Annotated in this window: 9 protein-coding genes; 5 read left to right on the forward strand and 4 right to left on the reverse strand. The window is 65.0% G+C overall.

Translation table 11 applies throughout. From position 1 onward, the window contains the following. Positions 1-97: 97 nt before the first annotated feature. Both B3361_RS05575 and B3361_RS05580 read right to left on the reverse strand, forming a co-directional pair. Positions 98-1,867, reverse strand: coding sequence for an acyl-CoA dehydrogenase C-terminal domain-containing protein (locus tag B3361_RS05575; RefSeq protein WP_054904444.1), 1,770 nt, complete (start codon positions 1,865-1,867; stop codon positions 98-100). Between the two features lie 105 nt (positions 1,868-1,972). After that, positions 1,973-3,595 carry an acyl-CoA synthetase gene (locus B3361_RS05580; RefSeq protein ID WP_009686666.1) on the reverse strand — a complete coding sequence of 541 codons (1,623 nt, stop codon included), beginning with the start codon at positions 3,593-3,595 and terminating at the stop codon, positions 1,973-1,975. 225 nt (positions 3,596-3,820) lie between these two features. Here B3361_RS05580 and B3361_RS05585 point away from each other — a divergent pair, with 225 nt between their 5' ends. The 5 genes from B3361_RS05585 (at position 3,821) to B3361_RS05605 (ending at position 9,232) form a co-directional block, all read left to right on the forward strand. Then, a complete protein-coding gene (locus B3361_RS05585; protein ID WP_154211045.1) occupies positions 3,821-5,197 on the forward strand; it encodes a sensor histidine kinase in 1,377 nt (458 codons plus the stop codon). A gap of 12 nt (positions 5,198-5,209) precedes the next feature. Next, positions 5,210-5,842 carry a response regulator transcription factor gene (locus tag B3361_RS05590; RefSeq protein ID WP_286920131.1) on the forward strand — a complete coding sequence of 211 codons (633 nt, stop codon included), beginning with the start codon at positions 5,210-5,212 and terminating at the stop codon, positions 5,840-5,842. A 161-nt stretch (positions 5,843-6,003) separates the two neighbouring features. Then, entirely contained in the window at positions 6,004-6,477 is a 474-nt protein-coding gene (locus B3361_RS05595) for a MarR family winged helix-turn-helix transcriptional regulator (RefSeq protein WP_009686669.1), read from the forward strand. 29 nt (positions 6,478-6,506) lie between these two features. Next, a complete protein-coding gene (locus tag B3361_RS05600; RefSeq protein WP_009686670.1) occupies positions 6,507-7,700 on the forward strand; it encodes an HlyD family efflux transporter periplasmic adaptor subunit in 1,194 nt (397 codons plus the stop codon). Continuing rightward, complete coding sequence (locus B3361_RS05605) at positions 7,697-9,232, forward strand: DHA2 family efflux MFS transporter permease subunit (RefSeq protein ID WP_009686671.1); 1,536 nt, start codon at positions 7,697-7,699, stop codon at positions 9,230-9,232. Before B3361_RS05600 ends, B3361_RS05605 begins: the two co-directional genes overlap by 4 nt. Before the next feature lie 103 nt (positions 9,233-9,335). Here B3361_RS05605 and B3361_RS05610 read toward each other — a convergent pair whose 3' ends face one another. Both B3361_RS05610 and mapR read right to left on the reverse strand, forming a co-directional pair. Further along, positions 9,336-10,958: a PAS domain-containing sensor histidine kinase gene (locus B3361_RS05610; RefSeq protein WP_054904481.1), complete on the reverse strand. Its 1,623-nt coding sequence runs from the start codon at positions 10,956-10,958 to the stop codon at positions 9,336-9,338. Between the two features lie 487 nt (positions 10,959-11,445). After that, the gene (gene mapR / locus B3361_RS05615; RefSeq protein ID WP_054904442.1) at positions 11,446-12,855 is read right to left on the reverse strand and encodes a GntR family transcriptional regulator MpaR; all 1,410 of its coding nucleotides are present in this window, start codon (positions 12,853-12,855) and stop codon (positions 11,446-11,448) included. Positions 12,856-12,861: the final 6 nt, after the last annotated feature.

Here is a 12,861-nt window from a genome sequence, read left to right on the forward strand (position 1 = left end):
CGGAGAACCTGGGTAATGGCGAATGACTATCAGTTGTGCCGGTTTTCCGCTGGAATTGCAACGGTTTTGAGCGTTTGAGAACCTTTCGCGCCCGCCGTCAGAACTGCGCTGCTGCCAGCCCGTACAGGCTGGTACTGCCTGCGCGAATGCTGGCCTCCAGTGCCAACTCGCGCGGCAACACGCGCTGGAAGAAAAAGTCCGCACAGGCCAGCTTGGCGCCGTAAAACCCGCTGTCTTCATGCTGTTTGGCCAACGCCACCGCCGCCATGCGTGCCCACATATAGGCATACGCGGTAAGCCCGAACAGCTGCAGGTACTCCACCGCCACCGCACTGACCAGGTTCGCGTCTTCAGTGGCGCGTGCCTGCAACCACGCGCTGGTGGCCTCCAGCCGCGTCAGGCTTGCCTGCAAGGCTGCCCGGTGCAGTGGGGCTTCCAGGCTGAACGCCCGTACCTCGGCGGCGAAGCTGGCCAGTGCCTGGCCGCCGTCCGCCAGCACCTTGCGCCCCAGCAAGTCGAGGGCCTGGATGCCATTGGTGCCTTCATAGATCTGCGCGATGCGCACATCCCGTACCCGTTGCTCCTGGCCCCATTCGCGAATGTAGCCGTGGCCACCGTACACCTGCTGGCCGAGCACGCAGCTTTCCAGGCCGTTGTCGGTGAAGAACGCCTTGGCCACCGGGGTCAACAGCGCCACCATGCGCTGGGCCTGCTCGCGTTCACTGGCAGCTTCGGCATAGCGCGCCAGGTCGAGCTGCTGGCCCACATAGGCGGCGAACGCCCGGCCCCCTTCGGTGAGGGTGCGCATGGTCAGCAGCATGCGCCGCACATCGCCGTGGTGGATGATCGGGTCGGCGGCCTTGTCCTGCAGCTGCGGGCCCACGGCGGCGCGGCTCTGCAGGCGCTCGTTGGCGTAGCGGGCAGCAGCCTGGTACGACGCCTCGGCACAGCCGATGCCCTGGATGCCGATCGACAGGCGTTCATAGTTCATCATGGTGAACATGGCCGCCAGGCCCTTGTTCGGGTCGCCCACCAGATAACCCGTGGCAGCGTCGAAATTCATCACGCAGGTGGCCGACGCCTTGATACCCATCTTGTGCTCGATCGAGCCGCAGTGGGCAGCATTGCGCTCGCCCAGCCGGCCATCGGCGTCAACCAGGTACTTGGGCACCAGGAACAACGAGATGCCCTTGGCACCGGCGGGCGCATCGGGCAGCTTGGCCAGCACCAGGTGGATGATGTTCTCGGTCAGGTCCTGCTCGCCGCCGGTGATGAAAATCTTGCTGCCGGTGATGCGGTAGCTGCCGTCGGCCTGGGCTTCGGCGCGGCTGCGGATCAACCCCAGGTCGGTGCCGGCATGCGGCTCGGTCAGGCACATGGTGCCGGCCCAGCGGCCCTGGTACAGGGGCGGCAGGTAAGTGGCCTTGAGCGCCTCGCTGGCGTGCGCATCGATCGCCAGGCAACTGCCAGCGCTCAGCGCCGAATACAAGCTGAAGCTGCAGTCGGCCGCGTAGAGCATCTCTTCGAACAGCACCCCCAGCATTTTCGGCATGCCCATGCCGCCATAGGCCGGGTTGCCGCCCAGGCCGACCCAGCCGCCCTCGCGGTAGGTGTTCCACGCCTCGCGGAAGCCATCGGGCGTGGTGACGCTGCCGGCGTCGAAACGCACGCCTTGCTCGTCACCCTGGCGGCTGAGCGGGGCGACCAGCTGGCTGCTGACCTTGGCCGCTTCTTCCAGAATGGCGTCGGCGGTGTCGGCGTCTATGTGCTCGGCCAGGGCCGGCAGGCGCGCCCACAGGGCCGGGGCATTGAATACATCGTGCAGTACGAAGCGCATGTCGCGCAGGGGGGCAGAGTAGGTGGTCATCGGCGGCTCTGGAAAAATGGCAGATCAGGGTTGGCCCTTCGCGGCTGATCCCGCTTGCGCAACAGCGGGCGCAGGTGGGTCAAGCCGCGAACAGGCCCCATGGGGTCAGAGGGTTCTGGCGCGGTCGCGTAGCAAGTACTTCTGGATCTTGCCGGTGGAGGTCTTGGGCAGCTCACCGAACACCACCGTCTTCGGCACCTTGAACCCGGCCAGGTGCTCGCGGCACCAGCTGCTGATGTCGGCTTCGCGCGTGTCTTCGCGGCCGGGCTTGAGGGCGACGAAGGCGCACGGGGTTTCGCCCCACTTTTCGTCCGGGCGGGCTACCACGGCGGCCTCCAGCACTGCCGGGTGCTTGTACAGTGCGTCCTCGACTTCGATGGTGGAGATGTTCTCGCCGCCGGAAATGATGATGTCCTTGAGCCGGTCCTTGATCTCCACATAGCCATCGGCGTGCCACACGGCCAGGTCGCCGGTATGGAACCAGCCCCCACGGAAGGCTTCAGCGGTAGCTTCCGGGTTTTTCAGGTAGCCCTTCATCACGGTATTGCCGCGCATGAAGATCTCGCCCAGGGTGTTGCCATCGCGCGGCACAGGTTCGAGGCTTTGCGGGTCCGCGACCATCAGCCCGTCGAGGGTGGGGTAGCGTACCCCCTGGCGGGCCTTGATTTGCGCACGCTCTTCCAGCGTCAGCGCATCCCATTCCTCGTGCCAGGCGCACACGGTCACCGGGCCGTAGACCTCGGTCAGGCCATAGGTGTGGGTCACCTTGATGCCCATTTGCTCGACGGCACCAATGACCTTGGCCGGGGGCGCTGCGCCGGCCACCATCGCCTGCACCGGGTGCTCGATGGCAGCCTTGGCTGCCTCGGGCATGTTGACCAGGGCATTGAGCACGATCGGCGCACCGCACAGGTGGCTGACCCGGTGTTCGCGGATCAGGTTCAGGACCTTTTGCGGGTCGACCCGGCGCAGGAACACGTGGGTGCCGGCCAGGGCGGTGATGGTCCAGGGGTAGCACCAGCCGTTGCAGTGGAACATCGGCAAGGTCCACAAGTACACCGGGCGATGGCCCATGGCCCAGGTCATCTGGTTGCCAATGGCGTTCAGGTACGCGCCACGGTGGTGATAGACCACGCCCTTGGGGTTGCCGGTAGTGCCGGAGGTGTAGTTGAGCGAAATGGCCTGCCACTCGTCATCCGGCCAGTCCCAGGCAAACGCCGGGTCGCCCTCGGCAAGCAGGGCTTCATAGTCCAACGTGCTGACTGCTCGGCCCTCACCGTATTCCGGGTCATCCACATCCACCACCAGTGGCGGGTGCTCGAGCAGGGCCAGGGCGGCTGCGATGACCGTGTGGAATTCGCGGTCGGTGATCAGCACCTTGGCCTCGCCATGCTGCAGCATGAAGGCAATGGCCTCGGCGTCCAGGCGCACATTCAGGGTATTGAGTACGGCACCGGTCATCGGCACGCCGAAATGCGCTTCGAGCATGGCCGGGATATTCGGCAGCATGACCGCTACCGTGTCGCCACGGCCAATGCCGCGGCCGACCAGGGCGCTGGCCAGGCGTCGGCAGCGTTGGTAGGTTTCCTGCCAGTTACGGCGGATGGCACCGTGAATGACCGCGGGGTAGTCGCCGTACACGGCGGCGGTGCGCTCGATGAAACTCAGCGGGGTGAGGGCGACATGGTTGACGGCAGCGGGCTGCAGGCCCTGGGCATAGATCGACATGCGGTAGTCCTGTAAGGGAGGCAGGCGCAGCGGCTGCTGCCTGGCCCCCGGTGGCTGATTGTTAGCTCTGTTCAGGGTGCACAGGGAGGCGCACGGTGGGGCGCTCCCTCTGTCGCATTTTTACGCGAATGGCTATGGTAATAGGAATATCGACCATAGCAATATAGTAGAAATACTAGATAGGAGCCCTTCAACGTGGATCAACCTGCCGCCTGCTTGCTGGCCATGGACCCACAACCGAGCCTGCTGCTGGCCGCCGATGCCAGCGTGGTGGCGCTGAACCCGGCCTTGCAGGCCTGGGTTGCCGAGGGGCCTACGTTGCTTGCTTGGCTGCCGGCCAACTATGCGGCGCTGGTCCGCGCCTGCCTGCGCCAGCACCGCGCAATCAGCGACGTGGAGGTACAGGTCGGCGCGCGCACCGTGCTCTGGACATTCATGCCGGACGACCAGGGCCAGCAGGTGCTGGGCCGCTGCCGTGACGCCAGCGAAGAGCGCCAGGGCGCACGCGAAGCCAGCCGCGCCAGGCGCCTGTACCGGTTGATCATCGAGAACACCACCGACCTGATTTCGCGGCACAGCCCCGATGGCCGTTTTCTCGATGCCTCACCGGCCGCCCATCGTCTGTTGGGCCTTTGGCCTGAGCAACTGCGTGGCAGGCTGGTGCATGGCCTGCTGCACCCGCGTGAGCGCCGCCAGGTGCTGCGCCAGGCCGGCGCTGCACTGGACCAGGACGGCTACCACACCATGACCTGCCGGGTGCGCCAGGCCAGCGGGGGCTACCGTTGGTTCGAGATCGCCAGCCGGGCGATCCGCGAAACCTACACGGGCGCGGTAGTGGAGGTGGTCAGCGTGTCTCGCGACATCACCTTGCGAATCGAAGCCCAGGAGAACCTGGCGCACAGCGCGCGGCTGGCCACCCTGGGTGAACTGGCTTCAGGCATTGCCCACGAGCTCAACCAGCCGCTGGCTGCCGTGGTCAACTATGCCAACGCCAGTCAGCGCTACCTGCACAGCCTGGGGCGTGACCCGCAGGCCCTGGAGCGGGTGGGGCAGGGCCTGCAGCGTATCAGCGAGCAGGCTACCCATGCCGCCGAAGTGATCCGCCGCCTGCGCGCGTTCCTGCGCAAGGGGCCGCGGCGCCTGCAGGCGCTGGACGTGGCTGAAGTGGCTGGCGAAGCCATGCGCCTGTGCGCCTGGGAGGCCGCCCGTGACCAGGTGCAGATCGAGCTACGCGTCAGCGCGCAACTGCCTTCGGTGTACGCCGACCGGGTGCTGTTGGAGCAGGTGCTGCTCAACTTGCTGCGCAATGCCATAGAGGCCAACCGTGAACACCACGGCGAGCGGCCATCGCATATCCTGCTTGGCGCAACGCGGGATGGCGACGGCGTGCTGGTCGAAGTCGCCGACCAGGGCACAGGGGTCGCGCCTGAACACCTGGACGCAATTTTTACGCCGTTCACCACCAGCAAGGCGGATGGCCTGGGCCTGGGATTGAGCATGAGCCGCAGCCTGATCGAAGGCTTCGGCGGCAGCCTGTGGGCGCGGGTGGGAGACAACGGTGGTCTGGTATTGTGCTGCCGGCTGGTAGTCAGCAGGCGCTAAGGGGAAGCTGCGGTGCAAGCAAAAGTCTATGTGGTCGATGACGACCAGGGAATGCGCGATTCGACTGTCTGGTTGCTGCAGTCGGTAGGCCTGCAGGCGTTGCCATTTGCCACCGGGCAGGCGTTTCTGGAGGCGTGCGTCGACGACGGGCCTGCCTGCGTGCTCCTGGATGTGCGCATGCCGGGGCTCGGTGGCCTTGCCGTGCAGCAGGCCATGCACGCGCATGGGCTGGCCCTGCCGGTGGTGTTCGTCAGCGGGCATGCCGACGTGCCCATCGTGGTACGGGCGTTCAAGGCGGGTGCCTGTGACTTCATCGAAAAGCCCTACAACGATCAGTTGCTGCTCGACAGTGTGCAGGCCGCACTGGAGCGCGCGGGGCGGGTACGCCAGGGCGATCAGGCGCTGGCGCAGGTGCAGGCGCGTATCGACAGCCTCACGCCGCGAGAGCGTGACGTGTTCGTGCCGTTGGCCCAAGGGCTGAGCAACCGTGAAATCGCCGAACGCCTGGGCATCAGTGTGAAAACCGTCGACCTTTACCGCGGCCGGGTAATGAAGCGGCTCCAGGCGACCAGCCTGGCAGAGCTGGTGGGCATGGCCATAGCCTGCGGGGCGGTCGAAGCGTTGGGGCTGCGAGCTCGGCAGTAGCAACGCGGGTGGCGCCCTGGCCAAGGGCGGGGCTTGCGCAGGCCATGACCGTGGGTACCGAACGCACTGAATGATGAAATTTTGCATAGCAAGCTAATCAAAGCTTTGACATTCACTGCCTAGGCAGTAATATTTTCACACAACTCCCCGAGCGGTCATCGATGGCCCATTTTTCCCCCGAAAACTTCCAGAGCTGCGCCATTGGCATGCTGCTGGGGCGCGCGGCGATCCTCAAGGACCGCATCCTCGACTGGCACCTGGAGTCGGAGGGCGTGACCGCCGCCCAGTTCAAGGTGTTGATCATCGTCACCCAGTACCAGGTGGATACGCCGGCCGAACTGTGTCGCTACCTCGGGCTGGACAGCGGTTCGATGACCCGCATGCTCGACCGCCTCGAGCAGAAGGAGCTGATCGTGCGTAACCGCTGCGCCGACGACCGGCGCCAGGTGCGCCTGGCGCTGACGGCCGATGGCCAGCGCCTGGCCGACCGCCTGCCGGAAATCGGCGCTGCCGCCATGAACGAACTGTGCGGCGTGCTGGCCCCAGAAGAGTTGCAGACCCTGGAAGGCCTGTTGGCCAAGGTCCTGCTCAATGCCGGCGACCCCTTGACGGTGCGCCGCTTCGGCGACCGTTGAACCCTGTCACGAATTTTCAAGGTATTGTCATGGCCACTTCCACAGACACCCCGACACCCTCCGCAGCGCCCGAGCCGTCGCGCAAGCGCAAGGCCTGGCTGCTTGGCCTGCTGTTGCTGCTGGTGCTTGCCGGCATCGGCACCTGGGCCTGGTACAGCCTGGTCGGCCGCTGGTATGAAAGCACCGACGACGCCTACGTCAACGGCAACGTGGTGGAGATCACCCCCTTGATCACCGGCACTGTGACCAGCATTGGCGCCGATGACGGCGACCTGGTGCATGCCGGCCAGGTGCTGCTGCAGTTCGACCCGGCCGACAGCCAGGTGGCCCTGCAGTCGGCCGAAGCCAACCTGGCGCGCACCGTGCGCCAGGTGCGCGGACTGTACAGCAATGTCGACTCGCTCAAGGCCCAGCTGGCGACCCGCCAGGCCGAACTGCGCAAGGCGCAGCAGGACTTCAACCGGCGCAAGGTGCTGGCCGACAGCGGTGCCATCGCTGCCGAGGAGCTGTCCCACGCCCGCGATGACCTGAGCGTGGCCCAGGCCGCGGTCAACAGCGCCCGCCAGCAACTGAGCACCAGCAGTGCCCTGGTCGACGACACCGTGGTGTCTTCGCACCCTGAGGTCATGGCGGCTGCAGCCGACCTGCGCCAGGCTTACCTCGACCACGCGCGCACTACCTTGGTGGCGCCGGTCACCGGGTATGTTGCCAAGCGGACCGTGCAGCTGGGCCAGCGCTTGCAACCGGGCACCGCGACCATGGCGGTGATCCCGCTGGACCAGGTTTGGATCGACGCCAACTTCAAGGAAACCCAGTTGCGCGACATGCGGATTGGCCAGCCGGTAGAGATCAGTGCTGACCTTTACGGCAGCGCAGTGACGTACAGCGGTACCGTCGACAGCCTCGGCGCAGGCACCGGCAGCGCCTTCGCCCTGCTACCGGCGCAGAACGCCACGGGCAACTGGATCAAGATCGTGCAGCGGGTGCCCGTGCGTATTCACCTGAACCCCGAGCAACTCAAGGACCACCCGCTGCGTATCGGCCTGTCCACCGTGGTCGAGGTCAACCTGCACGACCAGAGCGGCCCGACCCTTGCCCAGCAACCGCCGCAGAAGGCCAGCTATACCACTGAGGTTTATGACCGCCAGCTGGGCGAAGCCGATACCCTGATTGCCAAGCTGATCCACGAAAACAGCGCCCCTGGCAAGACGGCGCAGCGATGAGCGATAACGCCGCAGCGCAGTTCACCCCGCCGAGCCTGCTGCTGACCACCATCGGCCTGTCGCTGGCCACGTTCATGCAGGTGCTCGACACCACCATTGCCAACGTGGCCTTGCCGACCATTTCCGGCAACCTGGGCGTCAGCTACGAGCAGGGCACCTGGGTCATCACGTCGTTCGCGGTGAGCAATGCCATTGCCTTGCCGCTCACCGGCTGGCTGAGCCGGCGTTTTGGTGAGGTGAAGCTGTTCATCTGGGCCACGTTGCTGTTCGTGCTGGCGTCGTTCCTGTGTGGTATCGCCCAGTCCATGCCGGAGCTGGTCGGCTTCCGCGTGCTGCAGGGCGTGGTGGCCGGGCCGCTGTATCCCATGACCCAGACCCTGCTGATTGCCGTCTACCCGCCGGCGAAACGGGGGATGGCCCTGGCGCTGCTGGCGATGGTCACGGTGGTGGCGCCGATTGCCGGGCCGATTTTGGGTGGCTGGATCACCGACAGCTACAGCTGGCCATGGATCTTCTTCATCAACGTGCCGATCGGCCTGTTCGCTGCTGCAGTGGTGCGCCAGCAAATGCGCACCCGGCCGGTGGTGACCAGCCGCCAGCCGATGGACTACATCGGCCTGCTGACACTGATCATTGGCGTGGGTGCGTTGCAGGTGGTGCTGGACAAGGGTAACGACCTGGACTGGTTCGAGTCGTCGTTCATCATCGCCGGTAGTCTGATATCGGTGGTGTTCCTGGCGGTGTTCGTGATCTGGGAGCTGACCGACCGCCACCCGGTGGTGAACCTGCGGCTGTTCGTGCACCGCAATTTTCGCGTAGGCACGCTGGTGCTGGTCGGGGGGTATGCCGGGTTCTTCGGTATCAACCTGATCCTGCCGCAGTGGTTGCAGACGCAAATGGGCTACACCGCCACCTGGGCGGGCCTGGCGGTGGCGCCGATCGGCTTGCTGCCGGTGATCATGTCACCGTTCGTGGGCAAGTACGCGCACCGCTTCGACCTGCGCGTGCTGGCGGGGCTGGCGTTCCTGGCAATCGGGGGCAGCTGCTACATGCGCGCCGGGTTCACCAGCGAGGTGGATTTCCAGCATGTGGCACTGGTGCAGTTGTTCATGGGGATCGGGGTCGCGTTGTTCTTCATGCCGACCTTGAGCATCCTGCTGTCCGACCTGCCGCCGCAGCAGATCGCCGACGGCTCGGGGCTGGCCACCTTCCTGCGGACCTTGGGCGGCAGCTTTGCGGCGTCGTTGACCACCTGGATCTGGATTCGCCGGGCGGACCAGCATCATGCTTACCTGAGCGAGAACATCAGCCAGTTCGACCCGACCACGCGGCATACCCTCGAACAGCTGGGCGGGGCCAACCCGCAGAGTTATGCGCAGCTTGAGCAGATACTCAACGGGCAGGCCTACATGATGTCCACGGTTGACTACTTCACCCTGATGACCTGGGTGTTCGCCGGGTTGATCCTGTTGGTGTGGTTCGCCAAGCCGCCGTTCACCGCCAAGGCGGGGCCGGCATCGGCGGGGCATTGATGCCGTTGTGCAGGTTGGCACGCGGTGTCGGCTGCCACTTGCGCCTCCCTCTTATGCCACCGGCAGGTTCATCGACCTGGGCGGCGGCGCTGAGCCGTGCCGCTCAGCGTGACAACGGCGTGCCGGCCAGCATCCGCGCCACCAGGTCGCTGAGCTGTGCCAGCTCGAAGGGCTTGTGCAGGACCGCGAAACGACGTGCTGAGGGCAGCTCCGGTTGCTCGCTGGTATAGCCGGTGATGAACACCACCGGCGTGGTGTCCGGCAGGCTGTTGCCCAGTGGCTGACCAACCAGCCCTCCAGGCAGGCCGATATCGGTGATCAACAAGTCCGGCTGCAGGCCGCCGTGCAGCGCGGCCACGGCGTGTTGACCATCGCCGAATGCATGCACGTCGTGGCCTTGCTCCTGCAGAATTTCGCTGATGACCAGGCGCATGGTTTCCTGGTTCTCCACCAGCATGATCAGGTTGGCCGTTCTGGCAGGCATGGGCGGTGGGGGTTGGGGCAACGCCGGTGGGGCCGCCACCGGGGTGTCGTCCCTGGGCAGGTAGATATCGATGCAGGTTCCTTTACCCGGCACACTGTCGATTTGCAGCTGGCCCCTGGATTGCCGGATGAAGCCGTAGACAATTGACAGCCCCAGCCCAGAACCCTGGCCAAGCGGCTTGGTGGTGAAAAACGGTTCCGATGCTCGCTGCATCACGTTGGCTGGCATGCCGATGCCCGAGTCGCTGACGCTGATCCGTACATAGTCGCCACACGGCACGTCCAGGCTGAGGGCCTGCTCGTGGGTCAGTGTCTGGTTGGCACTGCCAATGCACAGCGTGCCGCCGGAGGGCATGGCATCGCGGGCATTGATGCACAGGTTGAGCAAGGAGCTCTCCAGCTGCGAGAGGTCGACGCGAACCGGCCACGCACCCGGCTGGGTCTGGTCGTTGAAATGAATGCCCGCATGCAGCGAGTTGATGAGCAGTTCGCGCATGCCAGCCAGCAACTGATGCACGTCCACCGCCTGGGGCGTCAGTACCTGTTGGCGGGCAAATGCCAATAGCCGCTGTACCACCGCCGCGGCCCGTTGGGCGTCCTGGCGGGCCGCGCCAAGCAACCGCGCGGCTTCGGGGTAGCGCTGTTCATCCTGGCGTTGAATGGCGCTTTCCAGGGCAGCCAGGATGCTGCCCAGGAAATTGTTGAAGTCGTGGGCAATACCCCCGGTCAACTGACCGACCGCTTCCATCTTCTGCGACTGGACCAGGGCAGTTTCAATCTTGCGCAGGCGCTGCTGTTCGTTGATGCGCTCGGTGATGTCGTAGGCGAACAGGTAGCCACCCTGAACCATCAAGCGGTTATCACGCAACGGGTTGTAGCGGATTTCGTAGTGCCGCAGTGCTTCAGGCGGCCCTAAGGCAATGTTGTCGACGAAGGCCTCGCCCGCCACTATGCGCGGCCAGACCGGTGCCAGCTGGCTCATGATATCGGGCTGGCGCGCCAGCAACTGCGGAATGTGGTCGCCGACCTGGGGGACGAACCCGCGCAAGCGCAGGAACGTTTCCTGTGCTGTGCGATTGATGGCCAGCAGCCTGAGGTTGCAGTCGGCAGCAAATACATTGGCCAGGCTGTGGTCGACCAATTCCCCCAGCAGTTTGTTGTTTGCGTCTGCCTGGTCTACACGCTCGGCCAGTTGCTGATTGATTGCCTGCAGCCGGTGCACGCTGACTTGCGCGGTTGGCATACCGGTAAAGATCACGGCTACGCGTTTATCGCTGGCAGGCTCCAGCCGGTGCACCGACAGGCTCAACCAGCGATCGGTCGCGGCCAGCCGTTCTTCGAACTGCAACGCACGGCCGCTGCGCGCCACTTCGGCGAAGCGGGGCAGCCAGGTATCGACTTCGTTCGGGATCAGTTCACGGGCGGTCTGGCCCATCTGTTTGGCATGGCCAGTGTGACGAAGGCAGGCCTCATTGCTGAGGATGTAGCGGTAGTCATAGAGCTGCCCGTTATCATCCTCCAGCAGCTCCAATACACAAAACCCCTCTTCCATGTGCTGGAGCAAAACATCCTGGCAGTCCGCTTTCAGTTGCATCTCAGCAACTTGGGCCTCCAGTTCGAGCACTTTGTCGTGAAGTGCCTGTGTGCGAGAAGCGGCATCGTCCTGAACCATGCTGAGCTCCCTGGGCAATGGATCGCACTACTATAGTTACCCTGATTGCCATTTGCCTTCAAAATGACCGAATGATCCGCCCCAGGGTTTCCATGGCTTGTTCGGCGGCGGCGTTCCAGGGGCTGCCGTAGTTCAGGCGAATGCAGTTGCCGAAACGTCGGGTGGGCGAAAAGATCGGGCCGGGGGCAATGCTGATTCCTTGAGCCAGGGCCATGTGGAACAGTTTGAGGGCGTCCATTTGCTCGGGCAGCTCCAGCCACAGAAAGTAACCCCCGGAGGGCTGGCTGACCCGCGTCTGGGCCGGGAAGTACCGGGCGATAGCGGCGAGCATGTTGGCCTGTTGGCCTTCCAGTGCGTAGCGCAGCTTGCGCAGGTGGCGGTCGTAGCCGCCGTGCTGCAGGTAGTCGGCGATGGCGGCCTGGGCAGGCATTGAGGCACACAGGGACGTCATCAACTTCAGCCGCTCGATTTTCTGCGCGTAACGCCCGGCCGCGACCCAGCCTATGCGGTAGCCAGGGGCCAGGCTCTTGGCGAACGAGCCGCAGTGCATCACCAGCCCCTGGGTGTCGAATGCCTTGGCCGGCTTGGGTGCCTGCTGCGCGTAGTACAGCTCGGCGTAAACGTCGTCCTCTATCAGGGGCACCTGGTGCCGTGCCAGCAGTTGTACCAGCGCCTGCTTGTTTGCCTCTGGCATGCTGGCGCCGACCGGGTTCTGGAAGTTGGTCATGCACCACACGGCTTTGACCGGGTGCTTGTCCAGGGTTTGCGCGAGCACGTCCAGGTCCATGCCCTGGCGCGGGTGCACCGGGATTTCCACTGCCTTGAGCTTGAGCCGCTCCAGCACCTGCAGGCAGGCATAGAACGCGGGCGCTTCGATGGCGACCAGGTCGCCCGGCTGGGTGACCGCCTGCAGGCACAGGTTCAACGCCTCCAGGGCGCCGTTGGTGATCAGCAGTTCCTCCATGGGCAGCATCAGCCCGCCAACCATGTAGCGCAGCGCGATCTGGCGGCGCAGCTGCGGGTTACCGGGTGACAGGTCGGTCACCACCATGCGCGGGTCCATGCTGCGGCTGGCGCTGGCCAGCGAGCGTGACAGGCGTTGCAGCGGGAACAGCTCGGGGCTGGGGAAGGCGGAGCCGAACGCCACGGTGTTGGGGTCCTTGATCGAGTCGAGGATGGAGAACACCAGGGCACTGACGTCGACATCGGTGGACTCGCTGGCCGGCTGTAGCGGCTGCGGCTCGCTGAACTGGCGCGGCGCGTGGGCGTTCACGAAGTACCCCGAGCGTGGCCTGGCGCGGATCAGCCCGCGCCGTTCCAGCAGGTAATAGGCCTGGAACACCGTGGACGGGCTGACCCCGTGCGTCTGGCTGGCGTAGCGCACCGAGGGCACCCGCTGGCCGGGGCCGAGCACCCCGGAGCGGATCAGTTCGGCAATATCGTCGGCGAAGCGTTCGTAGCGTTTCATTCTGGC

It is taken from the genome of Pseudomonas sp. UBA6699 (assembly GCF_002454615.1).
GTDB lineage: Bacteria > Pseudomonadota > Gammaproteobacteria > Pseudomonadales > Pseudomonadaceae > Aquipseudomonas > Aquipseudomonas juntendi.